Raw genomic sequence first — 22,890 nt, forward strand, 5'->3', positions numbered from 1 at the left:
CCGGGCGCTTGCGCGGCAGCGGACTTCGATGTTTCGGGAGTTGTCATGAAGATGCGCTACACCTTCGCCGCCGCGCTGCTGGCCGCCGTGCCGGCCATGGCGGTGGCCCAGGCGGGCAAGACCTCGGCAGTGCTCGCCATCACGCTGGAGCCGCCGGGGCTGGACCCCACCACCGGTGCCGCCTCCACCATCGGCGAAATCGTGCACTACAACGTGCTGGAAGGCCTGACCAAGATCCATCCCGACGGCAGCGTCACGCCGCTGCTGGCCGAGAGCTGGAGCGTGGAGCCCGATGGCCGCAGCTACACCTTCCGGCTGCGGCGCGGCGTGCGCTTCCATGACGGCGAGGCCTTCGATGCGTCCGACGTGAAGTTCAGCTTCGAGCGTGCCAAGGCCGAGGGCAGCACCAACAAGGCCAAGAAGGCGGTGTTCGACAACATCTCGCGCATCGACACGCCCGACGCGAACACCGTCATCCTGACGCTGGCCCAGCCCGACGGCACGCTGCTGTTCCGCCTGGGCGAGAACACCGCCGTCATCCTCGACCCGAAAAGCGCCGCCGGCACGGCCACCCGGCCCATCGGCACCGGGCCGTTCAAGTTCGACCAGTGGGCCAAGGGGTCGGCCGTGACGCTGAGCGCCTGGAGCGGCTATCGGGCGGCGTCCGAGGTGAAGCTCAGGAAGGTGACCTTCCGCTTCATCAATGATGCGGCTGCCCAGGTGGCGGCGCTGCTGGCGGGTGACGTCGATGCCATTCCGCGCTTCCAGGCCTCGCAGAGCGTCGAGCAGTTCCGCCGGGACCCGCGCTTCAGCGTCACCGCGGGCGGCTCCAACGGCAAGACCATCGTCAGCATCAACCACCGGCGCAAGCCCTTCGACGACGTGCGCGTGCGCCGCGCCATGTCGCATGCCATCGACCGCAAGGCGGTGGTGGCCGGCGCGATGGACGGCTTCGGCACGCCCATCGGCAGCCACATGGTGCCGAGCGACGCGGGCTACGTGGACCTGACCGGCGTCTATCCCTACAACCCCGAGAAGGCGCGTGCGCTGCTGAAGGAAGCGGGCGTGGCCACGCCGCTCAATGTCACGCTGACCCTGCCACCGCCGCAGTACGCGCGCAAGAGCGGCGAGGTGGTCGCGGCGCAGCTGGCCAAGGTGGGCATCAACGCCCGCATCGAGAACGTCGAATGGGCGCAGTGGCTGTCGGGTGCCTTCAAGGGCAATTTCGACCTCACCATCATCAGCCATGTCGAGCCGCTGGACCTGATGATCTACACCAACCCGCAGTACTACTTCGGCTACGACTCGCCCAGCTTCCGGGCGCTGATGGACAAGTACAACGCCGCCATCAACCCGCAGGAGCGGCTGCGGTTGATTGGCGATGCCCAGCGCCAGCTGGCCAGCGATGCGGCCAACATCTACCTGTTCCAGCTGCCGCAGATCGTGGTGGCCAACAAGCGGCTCAAGGGCCTGTGGAGCAGCTCGCCGATCTTCGCCAACGACATGGCGGCAGTGTCCTGGCAATGAGGGGGTGGACATGAGCGATGCCCCGCACCTGCTGACCGCGGCCGAGCTGGCCGCCTTGTACCGCCGCCGGGCCGCTTCCCCGGTGGAAGTGACACGCGCGGCGCTCGCGCACATCGCGAGCTGGGAGCCGCACCTGCGGGCCGCCTATGCGCTCGACCCCGAAGCCGCGCTGGCGCAGGCCGCTGCCGCCGAGGCACGCTGGCTGCGTGGCGAGCCGCAGGGCCCGCTCGACGGTGTGCCGGCCATGTTGAAGGAGAACATCGCCACCCGCGGCGTGCCGGTGCCGCTGGGCACCGCCGCCACCGAGCTGCGGCCCGCCGCCGAGGACGCCCCGCCGGCCGCCCGCCTGCGCGAGGCGGGCACCGTGCTGCTCGGCAAGACCACGATGCCGGACTACGGCATGCTGTCTTCCGGGCTGTCCAGCTTCCATCCGCTGACCCGCAACCCCTGGCAGCTGGACCGCAACCCGGGCGGCTCCAGCTCGGGCGCCGCGGCCGCCGCGGCGGCCGGCTACGCGCCGCTGCATGTCGGCACCGACATCGGCGGCTCCATCCGCCTGCCGGCGGGCTGGTGCGGCCTCTTCGGCCTCAAGCCGAGCCTGGGCCGCATCCCGATCGATCCGCCGTACCCGGCGCGGGTCGCCGGCCCCATGACCCGCACCGTGCGCGACGCCGCGCTGATGATGCAGGCGCTGACACTGCCGGACTGGCGCGACCACATGAGCCTGCCCTACGAGCGCATCGACTGGCTGCAACTGGAGCGCCCATTGCGCGGGCTGCGCATCGGCCTCTGGCTGGATGCCGGCTGGGGCACCGCGGTGGCGGGCGAAGTCGCCGAAGCGGTGTGCTCGGCCGCGCGCGCCTTCGAGGCCGCCGGTGCCATCGTCGAGCCGTTGGCGCCCTGGGCCGACCGCTCGGTCATCGAAGGCATCGACCGCTTCTGGCGCACCCGCTTCTGGATCGAGATGAGCCGGCTGCCCGAGGAGCGCCGCGCCCGGGTGCTGCCTTTCATCCGCGCCTGGGCGGAAGGCGGCGCCGAGCACAGCGGCGAGGCGGTCTTCCAGGGCTATAGCGAAACCCTCAACCTGCGGGCCGCCACGGTGGCAGCGACCCGGCACTTCGACTACGTGCTCTCGCCCACCGCGCCGATGCCCGCCTTCGCCGCCGAGCTGCCGTGCCCCACCGACGACGTGACGCGGCCCTTCGACCACATCGCCTTCACACTCGCCTTCAACATGAGCGAGCAGCCGGCCGCGTCCATCAACTGCGGCTACACCGGCGACGGCCTGCCCATCGGCTTGCAGATCGCCGGCCGCCGCTTCGACGACCTGGGCGTGCTGCAGATGGCGCAGGCCTGGGAACAGATGCGCCCGGCGCAGCGGCCCTGGCCGGCACCACCCGGCGCGCTCGGGTAGGCCAGCGGCGATGCAGGACCCGCGTGGCAACCCGGTCAGCACCCGCTCGCCCGAGGCGTTGCGGCATGCCGAGCAGGCGCTCTGGCGCATGGTGTCGTTCTACGGCAACCCGCTGCCCGACCTCGATGCGGCTGCCGCGGCCGATCCCGGCTGGCTGTTGCCGCCGGTGATGCGGGCCGGCTTCCTGCTCACGCTGACGGAGCGCGCCTGGCAGGCCGAGGCGTCAGCGGCGCTGGCCGGCGCCGACCGGTTGCTGGCCGGCGCCCATCCGCGCGAACAGGCCCTGCTCGCCGGCGTGCGGCTGGGCTGGCAAGGCGGCTGGGAGGCCGCGTGCGACTGCTGGGGCGAAGTCCTGGCCGCTCATCCGCGCGACCTGCTGGCCTTGCAGTGGGCGCACTTGTTCGACTTTCATCGCGGCGACCCGGCCCGCCTGCTGGGCCGGGTGCAGCAGGTGCTGCCCGCCTGGGCCGCCGATGATCCGCTGCGGCCCTACGTGGGCGGCATGCTGGCCTTCGGCCTGGAGGAGATGCACCGGGACGCCGAAGCCGAGGCGGTCGGCCGCGAGGCGTTGCAGGCCGAGGTGCGAGTGCCCTGGGCGGTGCATGCGGTGGCCCATGTGATGGAGATGCAAGGCCGCTGTGACGAAGGCTCGGCCTGGCTCGCCGGGCACGAGCCGCACTGGTCGCAGGACAACGGCTTTGCCGTGCACCTCTGGTGGCACCATGCGCTGTTCGACCTGGAGCGGCTCGATACCGGCGCAGCCTTGCAACGCTACGACCAGCGCTTGAGCGGCGACGCGGTGCAGATCGCCCTGCAACGCCTCGATGCCGCTGCACTGTTGTGGCGGCTGTCGCTGCTGGGGGTGGACTGCGGGGCTCGCTGGCAGGCGCTGGCGGCCGGCTGGGACTGCAGCGACGCGGCGGCCGGCTGGTCACCCTTCAACGACCTGCACCTGATGGTGACGCTGCTGGGCTGTGGTGACATCGGCCGTGCCGAACGCTGGTGGCAGCAGGTCCGCACGGCGACGTCGGCGCTGCACGAGCGCGAAGGGCCGGCCCGCGGCCAAGCGGCCGCCACCGGCCTGGACCTGATGCAAGGCCTGCTGCAGCAGGCCCGCGGCGAGTGGGGTGCGGCCGTGCGCTCGCTGCAGGCAGCCCGGGCGGAGGCCGCCCGCATTGGCGGCAGCCATGCCCAGCGCGACCTGATCGATCAGACCCTGCTGGCCGCGGCCGCAGCCGACGGCCAGCGCGAACTGGGCCGCGCCTTGCTGGCCGCCCGCGGCCCCGGCAAGCAGCACACGCCGCTCACGGCGCACTGGGCCGGGCGCCTGGGGTGAGGCCGGGAACCGCGGCTAGCGGACGGCGCCGGCCGGCACCGCCCGCAAGGCGGCCAGCCGGCTGGCGAGCACGTTGAGCGCCAGGCCCGCGATGACCAGTGCCGCAGCGCCCAGCTTCCAGCCGGGCAGCGGCTCGGCCAGCCACCAGGCGGAGGCCGTCATGCCGAACACCGGCACCAGCAGGGCATTGGGCGTCACAGTGGCGGCCGGATGGCGCGACAGCAGCCAGTTCCAGGCGCCATAGCCGAACAGCGTGTTGCCGAGCGCCTGCCACAGCACCGCGCCCCAGGCGGCCACGCTCGCCTGCTGCAGGCTGGCTGTGAGCGCGGCCGGCCCCTCGAGCAGCAGGCTGGCCGCCAGCAATGGCGGTACCGCGAACAGGCTCGACCAGACCATGAAGGCCAGCATGTCCACCTTGCCGGCCGACTGGGCCACCAGGTTGGCGCAGGCCCAGCAGAAGGCCGCCATCAACACCAGGCCCAGCCCCCAGGCGGTGGCCGAGGCATCCATGCGCGCGGCGATCAAGGCGATGCCGCCGACGGCCAGCCCCAGCGCCACCCCCTGCAGCGGCCGCACCCGCTCGCCGCGCAAGAGCATCGACAGGCCGATGGTGAAAAAGACCTGCGTCTGAATCACCAGCGACGCCAGCCCGGGCGAGATGTCGCTGCGCATCGCGTAGTACAGCAGCCCGAACTCGCCGGCCCCCAGCAGCACGCCGAAGGCCGCCAGGCTGCGCCAGCGCACCGGCGGCCGGCGGATGAACAGCACGAAGGGAAACGCCGAGAGCGTGAAGCGCAGGGTCGCGAACAGGAAGGGCGGCAGCTCCGCCAGGCCCAGCTTGATGACAACGAAGTTGGTGCCCCAGACGAAAACAACGGCCAGGGCAAGCAGCAGGTGGGACGGGGGCATGGCGCAGCGCAGGAGGGGGGAGCCCGAGTGTAGGGCTTGCCCGGCCGGTGCGCTGGCCAGCCCGCCCAGGCGGCCCCGCGCCGCTGAACCGGCCTGGCTCGGCTCAGCCGGGCCAGGCGGGAAAGAGCCGCTCCGCCATCGCTTCCTTCAGCGCCAGCGTGCATTCGCCAAAGCGCCCGCCGGCAATGGCGCGGCCGTCGATGCGGGTGACAGGCAGGATCAGCTTGGTGGTGCCGGTCAGGAACACCTCGTCGGCGCGCTGCAGGGCTGCCACGCCGTAGCAGCCTTCCTCCACCTGCAGGCCCAGTTCCCGGGCGATGCGGATCAGGTGCTTGCGTGTGATGCCTTCCAGCATGCCGAGCGCGGGCGTGTGCAGCACGCCCTGGTCGAAATGGAAGACGTTGCCGGTGGTGGCTTCGGTGACATGGCCATGGCGATCGACCAGCAGTGCATCGTCGTAGCCGCGTTCATGCGCTTCCTCCAGCGCAAGCACGCTGGGCAGGAAATTGAAGCTCTTGGCACGCGGCAGCACCCGCTCGCAGGCGATGCTGCACACGCGCAACCCGTCACGCGCCACCTGCTCGCTGACCTCGGGGCAGCGCGACGCGATGATGCTCAGCGAGGGCCGGCACTGCCGCGCGTGGTCGATCGGCACATCGGGCCCGACGCCGCGCGAGATGTTGATGCGCAGTCGCCGCCGGCCCGGGGGGTGGCAGTTGTGCTCATGGGTGTCGATCACCCAGCGGCGCAGCTGCTGCCGGCTCCAGGGCACCGGAATGCGCACCAGGCGGGCCGACTCGCACAGGCGATCAAGGTGGTCGTCGATGAACAGCGGCCCGCGCTCGGTGGCCAGCAGGGTGGTGAACACGCCGTTGCCGTAGAGAAAGCCGTGGTCGAAGACGGACACCTTGGCATCCTGGGGCGCATAGAAACGGCCGTCGATGAAGACTTGCATGCCAGAGCCTCCGGAGTGGGGAAAGGGAAGTGAGGCAGGGCCGGTGCGCTTCAGTGCGGGCCTGGCGTGAGCCGGGCGGCTTCGCGCGGCTCGGCCCGCAGCGGCACGATGCGGGCTGCCGTGCTGCTGCGGCCCTCGGCCTCGAAGAAAAAGCGCGGCTCGCCAAAGGCCGGCTTCAGCTGGTCGAACCAGGTGGCAGCGGCATCGAAGCGGGCATAGAAGGGGCGGCGCACCCAGTCTGCATTGCGGGCCTGCAGGAACTGCAGCGCAAACACCGGCTCGCCGGCCAGCGTGGCGATGCCGTCGATCAGGACCTTGCCGGCGAAGGTGCTCATCGACGGGCCGCGCACCGTGCGTGCCAGGCCGGACACCGAGCGATAGGCCGCCTGGAAGATGGCATGGGCCCGCGCCAGCGGCAGGCTGAAATAGTCGCTGGCCCCGGTGTCCCGCTCGATGAAGAGGTAGTACGGAATGGCGCCCAGGCGCACCCCGGTGCTCCACAGCTCCACCCAGTCCTCAGGCGCCTCGTTGACATGGCGCACCAGCGGCGCCTGCAGCCGCAGCGTCGCGCCGGTGGCGCGCAGCCGGGCCATGGCCTGCTGTGCAATGGCCGGGCGCAACTCCGCCGGGTGGCTGAGGTGGACCATCAGTGCCAGGTGGCGGCCGCAGGCGGCCACCCGCTCGAACAGCCGCAGCAGCTCGTCCGCATCGGGGTCGCTGACGAAGCGGTGCGGCCACCAGGCCAGTGCCTTGGTACCGATGCGGATGTTTTGAACATGAGACAGCTCCGGGATCAACAGCGGTTCGATGCAGCGGGCCAGGGCGGCGGCACCCATCACCAGGGGGTCGCCGCCGGTGATCAGCACGTCGCTGACTTCCGGATGGCGGCGCAGATAGGTCACCAGCTGCGTCGTGTCGGGCGCCGAGAACTTCAGCGCCTGCATCCCGACGAACTGCGGCCACCGGAAGCAGAAGCTGCAATAGGCATGGCAGCTCTGCCCGGCACTCGGAAAGAACAGCACCGTCTCGCGGTACTTGTGCTGGATGCCCGGCACCGGCTCGCCGTCCAGCGAGGGCACGTTGTGGGTCATCTGGCCACCCGGGTGGGGGTTCATGGCCAGCCGCAGGCGGTGCACTTCCTGCTCGATGGCGGCCTCGTCGCGCTGCTGCAGCACCAGCTTGCGCAGGCGGTGGTAGTCGGGCTCCGGCAGCATGTCGGGATGGCCGAAGCACAGGCGGTAGATGGGATCGTCGGGCACCCGTTGCCAGTCGATCAGCTCGTCGAGCACATAGGCATTGGTGCGGAACGGCAGCACGCGCGCCATGACCAGCGTGGCTTCGCGCAGCGCCGGGTCGAGCTGGCGCCATTGCGGTGCGGTGGAGATGGTGTGCCGGGTGTAGGGCCGGAACTTCGGGGCAGAAGTGGGTGGCGTCATGGCATGCCGGGCAAGGCGAGGGGCGGGGTGGGCAGCAGCCCTTGCGCACGGGCGGTGGCTCTGGCGGCGTGAGCCGTGTTGCCAGCCGGCCGCTGCGCGGTGGATGCAATAGCTCTATATAGACCACCCGATCGCAAAAGCCAGTCCGCCGGTGCAGTCAGTGGGGGCCCGCCCGGCATGACGGGCACCCAGCAAAAAAGCCTGCATGACCTTCGTCATGCAGGCTGGGCAGGCGGCCGGCGCGGCGCCTTGCGGGGCCGGGACCGGCGGCGAGCGCCTTACTTCAGCAGCACCGGCTCCAAGCCCAGGGTGACGGTGGCGGCGGAGATGCCGCTTTCCTGGCCAGCCAGGGTGCGCACCTTGGACACGCCCCACTCGGCCGGCAGCGACACCACCGTGTTCGGCGTGGTGGCCCAGGCGATCACGAAGCTCTCGCCGCCGCGGGTGGCACGGAACACGTACACGTTGTGGTTCACCTGGTAGGAGTCGACCAGGCTGGCACCCTTGACCCAGCGGATGGCTTCGGCGTAGGAGGTGGCCGCGGCGGTCGGCGTGCGGTAGTCGGCTTCCACCATGCGCGAGCCGGCACCTTCCTTGTTGCGTTCCCAGTAGTAGTAGTTGAAGTTGCTGATGCCCTTGCCCCACATCATCATCAGGGCGCGTGCATTGACGCTGTTCTTCTCGGCGGCGGTGGCTTCCCAGGTCGAGCACTGCTGGAACGAGGGGTCGCAGATGAAGGCGCCTTCGGTGTTCCACAGCGGCTTGTTCTCCACACCGTGGTTGCGCATCACTTCACGCACGTTCTGGATCTGCGAGCCCAGCAGCTCGGGCTTGTTGTTGTAGTAGAAGTGGAAGCCGATGTGGTCCACCCACTGGCCGCCACCGAGCTCCAGGAAGCGGTCCAGCCACGGGTAGCCCTGGCCCAGCGTCAGGCCGGGGGACACCAGCACGGCGGTGGCGTCGGCGGCCTTGATCTCCTGGTGCGCGATGCGGGCCATCTCCACCATCTTCTCCATCGTGCCCTTGTAGGTGCCCGAGAAGTCCGGCTCGTTCCACAGCTCGTAGTACTTGATCTTGCCGGCGTAGCGGCGGGCGATGGTGCGCACATAGTCGCGCCAGTCGTCCATGTTGGCCGGGTGCATGTTGGCGCCCATGCCGTACTGGCCCACCGAGCTGGGGTTGGCCGAGGCCCAGGTCGGCGTCTGGCCCAGGGTGTACAGCATCTGGCCACCGTTGCGGCGCACGTAGTCCACGTACATGTCCAGGCGCAGGCCGTGGCCACCGCTCCAGTCCCACACGTTGTTGGCGCGCTCCAGGTCGGCCCAGGTGGTGCCGGTGTTCCACAGCCGCACGATGCCCTGGCCCAGCGTCGGCCAGTTGGAGTGCTCGCCCAGCTTGTTCACGTGCACGCCGAACAGGGTGTCCGGGGCCGCGGCCTTGCTGACGGGGGCCATCTCGTTGTAGTCGACCTCGGCAATGCTCATGTTGTCGATCCACACGTTGGCGCCGGCCGTCTTGGAGTTCACCCGCAGGGTGCCCAGCACGTCGCCGACATAGGTGCCCTGGATCTCGATCTTCTGCCAGCTGGTGCCGACCTGCACGGTCTTGGCGGCTGCCGCGTCCCAGGGGTGGGCGTCGCGGCGGATCAGCAGTTCCACCGAGGCATTGCCGTCCGAGCGCACATAGGCGCTGGCACGGTAGGCCCGGCCCTTCTTGAAGGCGAACGGGAAGGTCAGGTGGCCACCGCCGCCGCCGCTGGACAGCATGCGAAAGCGCTGCGAGGTGGCACCGGCGTAGACATAGCCGCTGCGGGTCTCGCGCTCGGTCTCGAAGGTGCCCGCCGGGCTGCCCCAGATGTTCATCTTCCAGCCCGGGGCGGTCTTGCTCCAGCTGCCTTCGAAGTCGGAGCCCGCCACCGGGGTCACGGTGACCGAGGCGCCGCCGGCCACCGGCAGCGCCAGCGCGCCGCTCAGGCTCGCCGCCGCGCCGTAGCTGGCCACGGCCTGGGCCCGCTCCACCGGGGTGGTGTTGGGTTGCAGCAGCAGCGGGGCCGCCGCTTCGATGGCCACCGGCTGCTCGGCCGCGGCCACGCTGTCTTGCCCGGCCGCCACATCGGCCGCCACTTCGCTTTGCTCGGTGCCGGAGCCGCCGCCGCATGCTGCAAGCAGGACGACGCTGAAAGACACGGCCCAACGGTAGACGCTCGAATTCATTCTCTGTTCCAGTCTGATGTGCTGAATGAATGGCCAAACAAGCTCCGCCTCGCGCCTTGCGGCGTGATCAAAGGGACGGGGTGTTTGGACAAATAAGCGGGCGCGCGATCGAGGGTTACCAACTGCGGTCGGTGTGGCGTCCTGGCGGACGCTGCCTCGGTCTTCCCGCTACGGTGTTGTCAGACTGGCGCCTGAGCGTCTTTCACCGGTGCGATGCTGAGATAAACGGCGCTTTGCCGGCTGACTTGATAGCGGCAAATGAAACAAATTGTGAAACAGGCGGCGACGCCACCGGCGTTCGGCGTCTGGGCCTTGCGGCCGGACGCCTCCACTCGACCGTCCGGCCCCGGGCCGCCCCACCCGGCGGGCGGGCGCCAGCGGCGTCCCAAGAAAAAAAGCAGGCGCTCTCGCGCCTGCCAGGAGGATGAACCGTCAAAGCTCGCGCCGCCCGGCGGCAGCGCGGGACCTAGAAGTGGTAGCCGGCCGACAAGGTGAACACCGTCGGGTTGAAGTCGATGGTGGTGCGCCGCTCCACCACCGAGCCGCCCGGCCGGGTGGTGGTGGCCTTGAGGTCGCTCTTGACCTTGGCGGTGGCCACGGTTGCATTGATGGACCAGGCCGGCGTGACGGCATAGCTGAGCCCGGCTTGTGCCGCCAGGCCCCAGGAGTCGGACAGGTCCAGCTCGGTCTTGCCGCCGCTGGCCCAGTCGCCGGAGGTGGTGCTCTTGCTGTCGATGAAGCGGGTGTAGTTGATGCCGACGCCGACGAAGGGCCGCAGCTTGTCGCCGGCGCTGCCGAAGCGGTAGTTGGCGAACAGCGTGGGCGCGAGCTGCCGTGACGACGAGATCTGCTTGAAGCCTTCAAGCGTGCCGCGGCCATAGACGCGGTGCTTGGGCGGCAGGCCAAGCGCCAGGTCCACGCCCCAGTGGTCGTCGAAGTAGCGCTGGTAGCCGAAGATGATGGTGCGGGCATCGTCGACATCCAGCCGCGAGTTGGGCGGCGTCACGCCCGGCCCGCCGCCGACCAGCGGGTCCGACTTCGAATCGATGTTGATGTAGCCGCCGCCGATGTAGACGTTCTGGTCCTGGGCGCAGGCGGCACCGGCCGACAGCGCAAGGGCGGCTGCCAGCAGCGGGAATGCGGTGTTCATGGCAGGGGTCCTTCCGGATTCCGGGGCTCAAAGGCCCGGCTGCTGTGCCACTTGCTGGAAGAAGGCGCGCACCAGCGCGTTGCAGAACGGCGGCACCAGGCTGCCGTGGTATTGCTTGGCCACCTCGGTCGGACCGCCTGCGGCCGCCAGTGCGGCCTTGTTGTCGGCGAACTTTTGCGCCATCAGGTCGACCGCCGTGCCGGGTGGCAGCGTCGCGCGGTTCTCCAGGTCGAAGGCCGGCACCTGGGCCTGCACCGGCCGTCCTTCGTTGATCTGTGCCTGCATCGCGCCGGTGTTGATGCTGTAGAAGACCGTCGGGTCCTGGCTGCCACCGCACAGGGCCACCGGCCGGCTGGGCTTGAAGCTGGTCAGGTCGTTGGCGACCAGGGCCTTGCGGAAGCCGTTGTTCTCGTTGGTCAGGAAGTCCTGCCGGAAGCTGTCGGTCAGCAGGCCGCCTTCGCCGAAGAGCCGCGTCAGCGTGGGGTCCTTCGGCAGGCGGGTGTCGTCCAGCAGCGACTCCAGCGCCTCGTCACTCGGCAGCAGCGCCTCGATGGTCTTGGCATAGGGCTCGCGGTAGGCGTCGCTGGCCTTGGCGTAGACGTTGCCGTAGCTGTTCTGGTAGGACGTCAGCAGCATCGGCGTGAAGAGCAGCGCCCCGGCATTGACGCGGCCCCCCTCGCTGGCGGGGGCGTTGACGACGCGGGCGAAGCCGCTGAGGTTGTAGGGCCCCGACATGCCGGCCGCGGCGGTCACGCTGAACTCGCCGGCATGCTCGGTCTGGATCTCGCGCTGCGTGGCCAGTGCCACATGGCCGCCTTGCGAATAGCCGGCGATGAACAGCTGTGACGAGGCGGTGCTGCCGCTCTTGGCGTCCTTCAGGTGGGTCTTGGCGGCGCGCAGGCCGTCCACCATGTCGACCGCCTGGGCCTTGGCATTCAGGTAGGGATGCCAGGCAAGGCTGGACTTCTCGTAGCCCAGGTAGTTGGGGGCCACCACGATGTAGCCCTGCGCCGCATACATGGCCATCAGCAGGCTGGCCTCCTTGTCGTTGCGCACGTCGGCCATGTTCTTGGCGCGGCTGGTGGTGGTGCCGTGGGCGTAGAGCAGCACCGGGCGCTCGCCACTGCACTGGCTGCCGCTGCCACTGGGCACCAGCACGCCGGCCGAGGCCGTGGCTTGCGCGCCCTTCGGGTCACGCGTGGTGTAGAGCACGTAGCGCACGTCGACGTTGCAGGCCGCCGGGCCGGACAGGGCCTGCAGGCCGCTGGCTGCGGTGCCCGCGTCGATCTGGGCGGTGCTCACCTGGGCCGCCAGCGAGGCGGCCAGCACGTTGCCGCGCTCGGACGGAGGCGCGTCTTCACCGCCGCCACCGCAGGCGGCGAGAAACAGGGTGGCCGCGGCAAGCGGGCCGCAGGTGCGCATGGCAGGCATGGGTTTCCTCTTTCGATGAACTGCGATCGTGGGAGGTCAGCGAACGATCGTTCGTTTCCACCGCTGGCGACTATAGGGAGCGCTGTTGCGGTCGAGCAGAAGGGGAAACCCGGCGTGGGCAGGCACCAACCTGGCGGTGGTGTTTTCGTGCCGCTGCGGGCGCAGGCCCGAGCCGCCACAGCAAGAACGAAGCCTGGCGCGGTAGCTCAGGCCTTGGCGCCGCCGAGCGGGCCGCAGGCGTATTCGGCGCGCTCGCTGTCGACCTGGCGGAACAGGTCGGCCAGCGTGCGGCCTGGCTCATCGTGGAAGCGTTCGCCGGCCGACTCGAGACGGGTGATGCGGTCGATGCGGAAGCTGCGGAAGTCCTCGCGCGCTTCGCACCAGGCGCCCAGCGTCCACACCTTGCCCCAGTAAAAGCAGCCCAGCGGCCGCACGCAGCGTTCGCTGCACTGGCCATGCACATCCTGGTAGCCGATGCGCAGCTTGGCACGTGACTCGATCGCTTCGCGCAGCTCGGCCAGGCGCTGCAGCGTGGCCGGGTCGCCGACCGGTGGCGCGTACAGCGCCAGGCTCTCTGCTGCCGCCCGCGCGGTGGCTGGCAGCACCGCCATGATCTTGCCAAGCGCAGTCTCGGCCTGGCGCGCCAGGGCCGGATCGAGCCAGCCTTGCGCCAGCCGCACTGCGGCCGCCAGGGCCTGGGCCTCACCGCCGCTGAACATGAGCGGTGGCAGGTCGTAGCCGGCCCGCATGCGGTAGCCCATGCCCGCTTCGCCTTCGATCGGCACGCCTTGCAGCTGCAGGTCGGCGATGTCGCGATAGACGGTGCGCTCCGACACCTCCAGCCGCGTCGCGATCCAGGCGGCCGTGCTCAGGCGGCGGCCGCGGATCAGCTGCACCAGCTCGAACAGGCGTTCAGCGCGTCGCATGGCGGGGCGGGCCGTCAGGGGTGGCAAGGGAGGATGGGCGCGGTGGCTTCATGGCAGGAGGGCGGTCGGGATGCGCAATGCTAGGGCCAATGGCGGGACGCTGCACCGCCGCGGCGGCCGGTGCTGCCGGCGCTGCCGGCGCGCTTGCGGCGGGCCGGCGGGCGCCCTCCGGTCCTCGGCGGCAGGGGGGCGGTTCGACGCGGGCCGCCGCGCCTCTCGGCCGCCTGTCCTCGCCGGCTCAGGCCATCGCGTGCAGCCCGACCCGGTTGCCTTCGGTGTCGACGATGTAGGCGCAGCAGCCCAGTTCTCCGGGGAGGTCGATGCGAGGTGCGGCAATGCGCCCGCCAGCGGCCTCGACGCGGGCCAGCACGGCGTCCAGCGAGGGCTCGGCATTCAGGTAGACGAGGGTGCCGGACTGCGCCGGCTCGGGTGCGTCGCCGCCACGCAGCAGGCAGCCGTTGGCGCCGCCGTTGGCGCTCGGGAAGACGGCCATTGTGTAGGCGCCCATTTGCTCCCGCTTGAGCGGCGTGGCCAGCATTTTTTCGTAGAAGGCCTGTGCCCGCTCCATGTCGGTGACGGGAATCTCGAACCAGTTGATGGCGTGGGTGGGGGTGGTCTGCATGAAGGGGCTCCTGATCGTTGTTGATGGGAAGCGGCATGGTGCGGCGGGCCCCCTGACACCGTTCTGTCAGCAGGCTGGCGGTGGCACATGGGGCACCGCGGCGGCGTCCGGCGCCTGCCGCCCTACCATGGCGCCTGGTGCGACGCCCACTTCAACCCACAGACAAGGCAAGCCAGTGATGACGATGATCGGTACACCGGCCGGGAGCCGGCCCGGAGCAGCTCCACGGAGGACGGCATGAAGCTCAAGGGCTGGCTGATCGTGGCCGCCTGCACCGCCGTGGCGGTGCTGCTGGTGGCCTGGCTGGGGCAGGAATACGGCAACGAGGCGCGGGCCTTCCTGCGCGCGCTGGTGCGCGCCCTGTAGCACGCCGGGGCCACGCTGGGTAGGGCGCCCCCGTAGCACGCCCGCATAGCACGCCTTGCGGGCTGCTGGCCGCCCACGGACCGGGCGGTGGCCGGGCCTGGCACGCCATGGCACACCGGTTGCCCGGCTTGCCTCATCGCAGGAGCACCATGGTTCGCTACAGCTATCACGCCTCTCATGAGCAGTTCTCGCCCGGCGAGCTGCTGTCGCTCGCCGTCGCCGCCGAGGCGGCCGGCTTCGACGGCATCTTCTGCTCCGACCACCTGCAACCCTGGTCGGTGTCGCAAGGGCATTCCGGTTTCACCTGGGCCTGGCTCGGCGCCGCGCTGCAGGCGACGCGCCGCCTGAGCTTCGCCACCATCACGGTGCCGGGCGGCTGGCGCTACCACCCGGCGGTGCTGGCACAGGCCATCGGCACGCTGTGCCAGATGTTCCCGGGGCGCATGCCGTGGCTGGCCTTCGGCAGCGGCGAAGCGATCAATGAACAGCTCACCGGGCTGCCCTGGCCGCCCAAGGCCGAGCGCAATGCGCGCCTGCGCGACGGCGTGCAGGCGATCCGGGCGCTGCTGGCCGGCGAGCGGGTGAGCACCGATGCCAGCGTGAAGGTGGCCGACGCCCGGCTGTGGGACCGCCCCGCCGAGCCGCCACGACTATTCGGCGCGGCCACCAGCGAGGCCACTGCCCGCTGGCTCGGCGGATGGGCCGACGGCCTGCTGACCCTGGGCCGCGACCTCGAGCAGCTGCAGCGCGTGATCGCCGCCTTCCGCGAGGGCGGCGGCGAGGGCAAGCCGGTGCATGTCAAGCTCGACGTCAGCTGGGCGGCCGGCGCGACCGACGCCTTGCTGCAGGCCCACCGCCATTGGCGCTATGCCTGCCTGGGCGGCGATGCCAGCTGGGAGCTGCGCCAGCCGGAGGACTTCGAGCGCGCCACCCGCTACATGCGCCCGGAAGACCTCGACGCCCATGTGCTGCCAGGCAACGATGCCAGTCGCCATGTGGAGCACCTGCAGGCCTGCGCGGCGCTTGGCGTGGCGGCGATCGACATCCACCATGTCGGCCCCGCGCAGCGCGAATTCATCGACGCCTACGGCAGCAGCGTGCTGCCGGCGGTGCGTCGCTGACGCGCCCGGGTATGCGGCTTGCCGCACCTGCCGCATCACCGACCCTCCTTGTTGCGCTGCCATGGCCGCCTTGCTCCCGCCGCTTTCGCCCAGCATCACCGACATGATCCGCATGGACCACAGCCATGTGCTGGAGACCTTCCACCAGTTCCGCCCCGGCACGGCGGTCGACAAGAAGACCGCGCTGGTCGACACGGTCTGCCTGGCGCTGGAGGTGCATGCGCAGCTGGAGGAAGAGATCTTCTACCCGGCGGTGCGCGAGGTGGCCAGCGATGTGGCCGGTGTCGACAAGAGCTATCCCGAGCATGACGAGATGCGCCGGCAGATCGCCTTGCTGCGTGGCATGCGACCGGCCGATCCCGACTACGACCGCACCTTCCTCGAGCTGATGCGCGATGTGCTGCACCATGTGGCCGACGAAGAGACCACCCTGCTGCCGGAGGCCGAGCGCCTGATGCCCGAGCGCCTGCACCGCCTGGGCGGCGAGATGGCGCGCCGCCGCCTGCAGCTGCTCGGCCCGCGGGCCGGCGAGCTGGGCTGGAGCGCGCTGCGCTCCTTCCCCGAGGGCGCGCTGGTGATGGCAGCCGGTGCGGTGGGCGCCGGCGCCTACCTGATGGGGAGCGTGCGCGACGCCTTGCCGCGGCCGTGGAAGTGAGGCCGGTGGGCGCCGGGGCTCACGCCAGCGGCGCCTCCTCCCGCACCAGTTGCAGCTCGGTGATCTCCGACGGGGCACCGAGCCGCTTGGGCGGCCCCCAGTAGCCGGTGCCGCGGCTGATGTAGATCCACAGCCGCCCATGGCGGCGCAGCCCCGCCACATAGGGCTGCTGCAAGGGCACGAACCAGCGCCACGGCAGGAACTGCCCGCCATGCGTGTGCCCGGACAACTGCAGGTCGAAGCCGGCCTCGGCCGCAGCTGGCGCGGTGCGCGGCTGGTGGGCCAGCAGCACCTTGAACGCGGCCTGCGGCAAGGCACCCCGCAGGGCCAGCTGCGGGTCGCTGCGGTGGCTGGGCTCGAAGTGGTGCGCGGTGTAGTCGGGCACGCCGGCCAGCAACAGCGGCGCGCCGCCGATGTCGAGCAGCAGGTGCTCGTTCATCAGCACGCGGATGCCCAGGCGGCGGAACTCGGCGATCCAGGCCGGCCCGCCGGAGTAGTACTCGTGGTTGCCGGTCACGGCATAGACGCCCAGGCGGCCCTGCAGCTGCCCCAGCGGCGCGGTGTGCGGCGCCAGCTCGGCCACGCTGCCGTCCACCGAGTCGCCGGTGATGGCGACAATGTCCGCCTGCAGCGCATTGACGCGCGCCACCACCCGGTGGACGAAGTCGGCCCGGATGGTGGGGCCCACATGCAGGTCGCTGATCTGTGCAATGCGCAGCCCGTGCAAAGCCGGCGGCAGCCCGGGCACCGGCACCCGCACCTGCCGCACCGGCGGCGGCCGCCGCGCATAGAACAGGCCCAGCAGGCTGGCCGCCAGCGCGAGCGCCGGCACGGCCACAGCCGTCAGCGGCGCGGCCTGGGCGGCGCCCGGGATGGCGGCCCAGAGCCACCCCGCGGCCGCCAGCACCAGCAGCAGCACGTCGCGCAGCAAGGTCAGCACCAGCAGGCTGGAGAAGAAGCCAAGGGCGCCGAGGCCGATCCAGGCCAGCAGCCCGCGGGTGGGGCGGGGCCCGTACACATGGCCGAGGCCGGAATACACCGCGGCGAACTCAAGCGCCAGCCCCGCCGCAGCGAGCGGCTGGGCGGCGGGCGGCAGGTCGGGCACCAGGCGCAGGCCGATGTAGGCGTGCAGCGCCACCAGCAGGGTGAGGGGCAGGGCAGGAAGGGACATGCGACCGCATCTTGGCACGTCGTGCCCCCGGCTGGGCACACGTGATGCTGCAAGGGTAGCGAGCGGCCCCTGCCGGGCCGCGCCTGATCCTGAGGAGCCGATATGACCGACAAGCGCACCGCCGCCAGCGCGGACCACAGCAACATGGAGAAGGACCCGGAGGACTGGGTCACCGGCGAAGAGCCGATGACGGGGGCCCAGCGCTCCTATCTCAAGACCCTGTCGGAGGAAGCCAAGGAGCCGTTCGACGACCAGCTCACCAAGGCGGAGGCGTCGCGTCGCATCGAGGAGCTGCAGCAGATCACCGGCCGCGGCCAGCCGGCGCCGGGGCAGGGCGGCCGCGACGAGGGGCGTGCGGGGGCCCGCTGATAACGGGCCTCATGTGCTGAGGGCGGCCCGGGCGTTGGAGCCGGCCTGGCGGTGCCCGGCCGCTGGCGGCCCGGCCTGCCGGGCCGTGCAGGCCCGACCCCTCAGGCCGCCAGGCGGAACACCGCCACTGTCTGCGTCAGCTTGACGGCCTGGTCCTTCAGGCTTTCGGCGGCAGCGGCACTCTGCTCCACCAGCGCCGCGTTTTGCTGGGTCATGTGGTCGAGCTGGTCGACCGCGCGGCCGATCTGCGTGATGCCGCTTTCCTGCTCCACCGAGGCGCGGTTGATCTCGCCGATCAGTGTCGCCACATGCTGCACCTGGTCGACGATCTCCGACATGGTGCTGCCGGCGTTCAAGACCAGGCGGCTGCCGCCCTCGACCTTCTCGACGCTGTCGGAGATCAGCGTCTTGATTTCCTTGGCCGCCTCGGCGCTGCGCTGCGCCAGGCTGCGCACTTCGCCGGCCACCACTGCGAAACCGCGACCCTGCTCACCGGCGCGTGCCGCTTCCACCGCGGCATTGAGCGCGAGGATGTTGGTCTGGAAGGCGATCGCGTCGATCACCGAGATGATCTCGGTGATCTTCTGGCTCGAAGTCTGGATCTCGTGCATGCGCTGCACCACCTCGCCCACCACCTGGCCGCCCTTGGCCGCCACGCCCGAGGCGGCCGCGGCCAGCTCGGTGGCCTGGCGTGCCGAGGCGGTGTTGGTGTGCACGGTGGTGGTCAGCTGCATCATCGACGCCGAGGTCTGCTGCAGGTTGCTGGCCTGCTGCTCGGTGCGGCTGCTCAGGTCGTGGTTGCCCTGGGCGATCTCGCCGCTGGCCAGCGAGACCGATTCGGCGGCGCCCTGGATGCCTTGCACCACACCGCGCAGGCTCGTCTGCGTTTCCTTCATCGCCGCCAGCAGGCTGCGGCTGTCGCCGTCGCGCAGCACGATGGTGGTGCTCAGGTCACCGGCTGCCATCTGCCGCATCACCGAGCGGGCGTACTCCGGCTCGCCGCCCAGCTGGCGCACCAGCGAACGGGTGATCAATGCCGCCAGGGCGGCGCTCAGCGCCACCGCGAGCCCCACGCCCAGCAAGAGGCCGGCGCTGGCCGCGGCATAGCCGCGGTTGACGCCCTCGACGCTCTGCTGCGTGTCGGCCGCCTGCAGCGCGATCATGGCGCCCAGCGCATCGAACCACTGCGTCTGCGGGCCCTGCACCTTGTCCAGCAGGGTCTCGCCGGCGGTTTCCTTCTGGCCCGACAGAGCTTGCTCCAGTGCCTCCTGAAACAGCGGCAGCACCTGCTTGCGGAAGCCGTCGATGGCCGCGTAGGTCTCGCGTTCCTTGTCGCTCACCAGCAGCTTGCCCAGTTCGGTGTAGGCGGCGTCGAAGTTCTTCAGCGCCTGGTCCTTCACCGCCTGCTGCGCAGCCTGCACCTCCTGCTGGCGCGAGATGATGACGTTGCGCACCGCGCGGGCCACCGTGTCGAGCTCGCCGCGCATGCGCCAGGCGAGCTCCGTCTTGCGGTTGTTCTCGGTGACGATGACGTCCACGCCGGACTTCACCGAAGCGAGCACCCACCATGCGCCGGCTGCCACGAACACCATCAGGCCCACCGCGAGCCCAAAGCCCAGGACCAGCCGTTGGCCCACCTTCATCTTGCTGAACGAAAACATGCGACCCTCCGGAGCCGACCGCCATGCCCCGCGAGGGAGCCGTTGGAACAGGGCCTCCGCAGGCCGCACCAGGCGGCAGTCGGAGGCATCTGTCCGGATTTCGGCAGGATCGGCCGTGCACAAGAGGACCGCAAACCCCTATAAAGTCCGGCGCGGCCCTGCCGCTAATGCCGGCTTCCGCGCCTCACTGCACGCGGCCTTCCTTCCAGGCCCTGAGCAGCTGCTCGTAAGCGATGGTCTCGCCCTTGGGCTTCTCGTTGGGCAGCTTCTTCCACGGCGCGGCATAGGTCACCAGCCGCTTGGCCGCGTCCTGCCGCGGGTTGAGCTTCGGCGGGCACTGGGCCATGCCGGCTCGCTCCAACCGGGCCAGCACCTGGTCCATCTCGTCGGCCAGGGTGTCCATCGCGGTTTGCGGCGTCACCTCGCCGCCGACCGCGGCGGCCACGTTCTTCCACCACAGCTGGGCCAGCTTGGGGTAGTCGGGCACGTTGGTGCCGGTGGGCGTCCAGGCGGCACGCGCGGGGCTGCGGTAGAACTCGATCAGCCCGCCATAGCGCGCGGCGTTCTTCGTGAAGTACTCGTGGCGAATGTCGCTCTCGCGGATGAAGGTCACGCCCTTGATGGACTTCTTCAGCGACACCGTCTTACTCGTGACGAACTGCGCATACAGCCAGGCGGCCGCGGTGCGGTCGGCGTTGTGGTTCTTGAAGAAGGTCCAGGCGCCCACATCCTGGTAGCCGTTCTGCATGCCCGGCTTCCAGTACGCGCCGTGCGGCGAGGGGGCCATGCGCCACTTGGGCGTGCCGTCGGCATTCATCACCGGCAGGCCCGGCCGCGTCATGTCGGCGGTGAAGGCGGTGTACCAGAAGATCTGCTGTGCCACCTGGCCCTGGGCCGGCACCGGGCCGGCCTCGGAGAAGGTCATGCCCGCCGCCTCGCGCGGGGCGTACTTCTTGAGCCAGTCGATGTACTTGGTCAGGGCATAGACCGCGGCCGGCGAGTTGGTCGCGCCGCCACGCTCCACCGAGGCGCCCACCGGCGTGCAGCCGTCCGCCGCCACCCGCAGGCCCCATTCGTCCACCGGCTGGCCGTTGGGCAGGCCCTTGTCGGCGGTGCCGGCCATCGACAGCCAGGCGTCGGTGAAGCGCCAGCCCAGCGACGGGTCCTTCTTGCCGTAGTCCATGTGGCCGTGGATTGGCTTGCCGTCGATCTGCTTCACGTCGGTGCTGAAGAACTCGGCGATGTCCTCGTAGGCGCTCCAGTTCAGCGGCACGCCCAGCTCGTAGCCGTACCTGGCCTTGAACCTCTCCTTCAGGTCGGCCCGCTCGAAGAGGTCGGCACGGAACCAGTAGAGGTTGGCGAACTGCTGGTCGGGCAGCTGGTAGAGCTTGCCATCGGGCGCGCGGGTGAAGCGCTGGCCGATGAAGTCGGTCAGGTCCAGCCAGGGATTGGTGAATTCCTTGCCGGCGCCGTCCATGTAGTCGGACAGCGGCAGGATGGCGCCGTAGCGGTAATGGGTGCCGATCAGGTCGCTGTCGCTGACCCAGCCGTCGTAGATGGAGCTGCCCGACTGCATCGAGGCCTGCAGCTTCTCGACCACCGTGCCTTCCTGCACCAGGTCGTGCCTGACCCGGATGCCGGTGATCTCCTCGAAGGCGCGGGCCAGTGTCTTGGCCTCGTACTCATGGGTGGCGATGGTCTCCGACACCACCTGGATTTCCTTGACGCCGCGCGCCTGCAGCTTGCGGGCCGCCTCGATGAACCACTGCATCTCCAGCATCTGCTGGCGCGGGTTCAGGCTGGAGGGCTGGAACTCGCTGTCCAGCCATTTCTTGGCCTCGGCTTCGCCGGCGTGGGCGGCAGGGGCGAAGGCGAGCACGGCCAGGGCGACGGCCGTCAGGGTGCGTCTCATCACAAGGGTCTCCTCAGCGCGGGGCCCGCTCGGGCCTCCAGTCCAGCCTGCCGTCCGCGGCAGGCGAGGCGTCCGCTTTGTGCACGGACGCCACACCATCCCCCCTGGTGGAATCTTCTTCTCTTGTTGTGTTGTTGTTGTCGATCTTCTTGTCGTGCGGCCGGCTCGTGCCGGCCTCCTCATCCGTCGGGCGCGGGCGGGTTCACTCCAGCGTGGCCTGGCGCACCGCATGCTCCCAGCGCTGCATCAGCTCGCGCGCACGCTCGCGCGGCATGGTGGGCAGGAAGCGCCGCTCCACCTGCCACTGCGCCGACAGCTCGTCCACGCCCTTGTAGATGCCACAGCTCAGGCCGGCCAGGTAGGCCGCGCCCAGCGCGGTGGTCTCGATCACCTTGGGCCGCACCACCGGCACGCCCAGCAGGTCGGCCTGGAACTGCATCAGCAGGTTGTTGACGCAGGCGCCGCCGTCCACCCGCAGCTCGGCCACCGGCGCGCCACCGGCGGCCTGGGCGTCGCGGCTCATGGCCTGCAGCAGCGCCGCGCTCTGGAAGGCGATGGATTCGAGCGCCGCGCGCGCGATGTGGGCCACCGTGCTGCCACGCGTCAGGCCGACGATGGCGCCGCTGGCCTGCGGCTTCCAGTAGGGGGCGCCCAGGCCGGTGAAGGCCGGCACGAACATCACGCCGCCGGAGTCGGGCACCGACTCGGCCAGGCCCTGCACCTCGCCCGAGCCCTTGATGGCGCGCAGCCCGTCGCGCAGCCACTGCACCACCGCGCCGCCGATGAAGACGCTGCCTTCCTGCGCATACAAGGGCCGCGGCGTGCACTGCGCGGCGGCGGTGGTGATGAGGCCGTTGGTGGACAGCTCGCCGCGTTCGCCGGTGTGCATCAGCATGAAGCAGCCGGTGCCATAGGTGTTCTTGGCCAGGCCGGCACGGAAGCAGGCCTGCCCGAACAGCGCGCTCTGCTGGTCGCCGGCGATGCCGCCGATGCGCAGCGAATGGCCCAGCAGGTCGGCATCGGTCTCCCCATAGATGTGGGAGGACGGATGCACCTCGGGCAGCAGCGAGCGCGGGATGGCCAGCGCCTGCAGCAGTTCCTCGTCCCACTCGTTGCGGTGGATGTTGTAGAGCATGGAGCGCGAGGCGTTGGTGACGTCGGTGACGTGCAGCCGGCCGCCGGTGAGCTGCCACACCAGCCAGGTGTCCACCGTGCCGAAGGCCAGCTCGCCGCGCTCGGCCGCCGCACGCGCGCCGGGCACGTGCTCCAGGATCCAGCGGATCTTGGTGGCCGAGAAATAGGCGTCGATCACGAGGCCGGTGCGCTCGCGCACCAGCGGCTCCAGGCCGTCGGCGCGCAGCCGGGTGCAGTCGGGCTCGGCCCGGCGGTCCTGCCAGACGATGGCGTTGTAGATGGGCTCGCCGGTCTTGCGGTTCCACAGCAGCGTGGTCTCGCGCTGGTTGGTGATGCCCAGCGCCGCCATCTCGTCGGCATGCAGGCCGGCCTTGGTCAGCACCTCGCGGGCGGTGGCGAGCTGGCTGCTCCAGATCTCGCGCGGGTCGTGCTCCACCCAGCCGGGCTGCGGGAAGATCTGGCGGAACTCGCGCTGCGCCATGGCGACGATGTTGCCGTCGGCATCGAACACGATGCTGCGGGAGCTGGAGGTGCCCTGGTCGAGGGCGAGCAGGTAGGTCATGTCGTGGGCTCCTGTTGCAG

General features: G+C 70.3%; 19 protein-coding genes. 7 read left to right on the forward strand and 12 right to left on the reverse strand.

Annotation, left to right across the window (positions count from 1 at the left end; all coding sequences use genetic code 11):
- The first annotated feature begins 45 nt into the window (after positions 1-45).
- From N7L95_RS16460 to N7L95_RS16470, 3 genes are read left to right on the forward strand one after another with little or no spacing between them, the layout of a single operon-like run.
- On the forward strand, positions 46-1,527 hold the full coding sequence (locus N7L95_RS16460) for an ABC transporter substrate-binding protein (protein WP_301256342.1): 1,482 nt from the start codon (positions 46-48) through the stop codon (positions 1,525-1,527).
- 10 nt (positions 1,528-1,537) lie between these two features.
- Positions 1,538-2,941, forward strand: a complete 1,404-nt coding sequence (locus N7L95_RS16465) for an amidase (protein ID WP_301256343.1) — start codon at positions 1,538-1,540, stop codon at positions 2,939-2,941.
- Positions 2,942-2,951: 10 nt separating this feature from the next.
- Positions 2,952-4,277 carry a tetratricopeptide repeat protein gene (locus N7L95_RS16470; RefSeq protein WP_301256344.1) on the forward strand — a complete coding sequence of 442 codons (1,326 nt, stop codon included), beginning with the start codon at positions 2,952-2,954 and terminating at the stop codon, positions 4,275-4,277.
- Between the two features lie 15 nt (positions 4,278-4,292).
- Here the strand turns inward: N7L95_RS16470 and N7L95_RS16475 are convergent, their stop codons facing one another.
- From N7L95_RS16475 to N7L95_RS16510, 8 genes are all read right to left on the reverse strand, one after another.
- Complete coding sequence (locus tag N7L95_RS16475; RefSeq protein ID WP_301256345.1) at positions 4,293-5,186, reverse strand: EamA family transporter; 894 nt, start codon at positions 5,184-5,186, stop codon at positions 4,293-4,295.
- Between the two features lie 103 nt (positions 5,187-5,289).
- The gene (locus N7L95_RS16480; RefSeq protein ID WP_301256346.1) at positions 5,290-6,141 is read right to left on the reverse strand and encodes an aminotransferase class IV; all 852 of its coding nucleotides are present in this window, start codon (positions 6,139-6,141) and stop codon (positions 5,290-5,292) included.
- A 50-nt stretch (positions 6,142-6,191) separates the two neighbouring features.
- Positions 6,192-7,577 carry a KamA family radical SAM protein gene (locus N7L95_RS16485; protein ID WP_301256347.1) on the reverse strand — a complete coding sequence of 462 codons (1,386 nt, stop codon included), beginning with the start codon at positions 7,575-7,577 and terminating at the stop codon, positions 6,192-6,194.
- A gap of 278 nt (positions 7,578-7,855) precedes the next feature.
- Complete coding sequence (locus N7L95_RS16490; protein WP_301256348.1) at positions 7,856-9,790, reverse strand: glycosyl hydrolase; 1,935 nt, start codon at positions 9,788-9,790, stop codon at positions 7,856-7,858.
- Positions 9,791-10,256: 466 nt separating this feature from the next.
- Positions 10,257-10,940 carry an OmpW/AlkL family protein gene (locus N7L95_RS16495; protein WP_301256349.1) on the reverse strand — a complete coding sequence of 228 codons (684 nt, stop codon included), beginning with the start codon at positions 10,938-10,940 and terminating at the stop codon, positions 10,257-10,259.
- A 27-nt stretch (positions 10,941-10,967) separates the two neighbouring features.
- Positions 10,968-12,371, reverse strand: coding sequence for an alpha/beta hydrolase family protein (locus N7L95_RS16500; RefSeq protein WP_301256350.1), 1,404 nt, complete (start codon positions 12,369-12,371; stop codon positions 10,968-10,970).
- 206 nt (positions 12,372-12,577) lie between these two features.
- On the reverse strand, positions 12,578-13,297 hold the full coding sequence (locus N7L95_RS16505; protein ID WP_301256351.1) for a helix-turn-helix transcriptional regulator: 720 nt from the start codon (positions 13,295-13,297) through the stop codon (positions 12,578-12,580).
- A 238-nt stretch (positions 13,298-13,535) separates the two neighbouring features.
- Positions 13,536-13,919 (reverse strand): VOC family protein, encoded by a 384-nt coding sequence (locus N7L95_RS16510; RefSeq protein ID WP_301256352.1) that lies wholly within the window; start codon positions 13,917-13,919, stop codon positions 13,536-13,538.
- Between the two features lie 237 nt (positions 13,920-14,156).
- On the opposite strand from N7L95_RS16510, the gene N7L95_RS16515 reads away from it, so the two are divergent.
- The 3 genes from N7L95_RS16515 to N7L95_RS16525 all read left to right on the forward strand — a co-directional run bounded on the left by N7L95_RS16515 (position 14,157) and on the right by N7L95_RS16525 (position 16,061).
- Positions 14,157-14,285 (forward strand): hypothetical protein, encoded by a 129-nt coding sequence (locus N7L95_RS16515; RefSeq protein WP_301256353.1) that lies wholly within the window; start codon positions 14,157-14,159, stop codon positions 14,283-14,285.
- Between the two features lie 149 nt (positions 14,286-14,434).
- Entirely contained in the window at positions 14,435-15,406 is a 972-nt protein-coding gene (locus N7L95_RS16520) for a TIGR03885 family FMN-dependent LLM class oxidoreductase (RefSeq protein WP_301256354.1), read from the forward strand.
- A gap of 61 nt (positions 15,407-15,467) precedes the next feature.
- Positions 15,468-16,061 (forward strand): hemerythrin domain-containing protein, encoded by a 594-nt coding sequence (locus N7L95_RS16525; RefSeq protein WP_301256355.1) that lies wholly within the window; start codon positions 15,468-15,470, stop codon positions 16,059-16,061.
- A 19-nt stretch (positions 16,062-16,080) separates the two neighbouring features.
- Here the strand turns inward: N7L95_RS16525 and N7L95_RS16530 are convergent, their stop codons facing one another.
- A complete protein-coding gene (locus N7L95_RS16530; RefSeq protein ID WP_301256356.1) occupies positions 16,081-17,232 on the reverse strand; it encodes a metallophosphoesterase in 1,152 nt (383 codons plus the stop codon).
- Positions 17,233-17,334: 102 nt separating this feature from the next.
- On the opposite strand from N7L95_RS16530, the gene N7L95_RS16535 reads away from it, so the two are divergent.
- The gene (locus tag N7L95_RS16535) at positions 17,335-17,601 is read left to right on the forward strand and encodes a DUF3072 domain-containing protein (RefSeq protein ID WP_301256358.1); all 267 of its coding nucleotides are present in this window, start codon (positions 17,335-17,337) and stop codon (positions 17,599-17,601) included.
- A gap of 101 nt (positions 17,602-17,702) precedes the next feature.
- Here the strand turns inward: N7L95_RS16535 and N7L95_RS16540 are convergent, their stop codons facing one another.
- From N7L95_RS16540 to glpK, 3 genes are all read right to left on the reverse strand, one after another.
- On the reverse strand, positions 17,703-19,262 hold the full coding sequence (locus tag N7L95_RS16540; RefSeq protein ID WP_301256359.1) for a methyl-accepting chemotaxis protein: 1,560 nt from the start codon (positions 19,260-19,262) through the stop codon (positions 17,703-17,705).
- A 184-nt stretch (positions 19,263-19,446) separates the two neighbouring features.
- Positions 19,447-21,174: an ABC transporter substrate-binding protein gene (locus N7L95_RS16545; protein WP_301256360.1), complete on the reverse strand. Its 1,728-nt coding sequence runs from the start codon at positions 21,172-21,174 to the stop codon at positions 19,447-19,449.
- A 202-nt stretch (positions 21,175-21,376) separates the two neighbouring features.
- Positions 21,377-22,870 (reverse strand): glycerol kinase GlpK, encoded by a 1,494-nt coding sequence (gene glpK, locus N7L95_RS16550; RefSeq protein WP_301256361.1) that lies wholly within the window; start codon positions 22,868-22,870, stop codon positions 21,377-21,379.
- Positions 22,871-22,890: the final 20 nt, after the last annotated feature.

Origin of the sequence: Eleftheria terrae (genome assembly GCF_030419005.1) — a bacterium.
GTDB classification, from domain to species: Bacteria; Pseudomonadota; Gammaproteobacteria; order Burkholderiales; family Burkholderiaceae_C; genus Caldimonas; species Caldimonas terrae.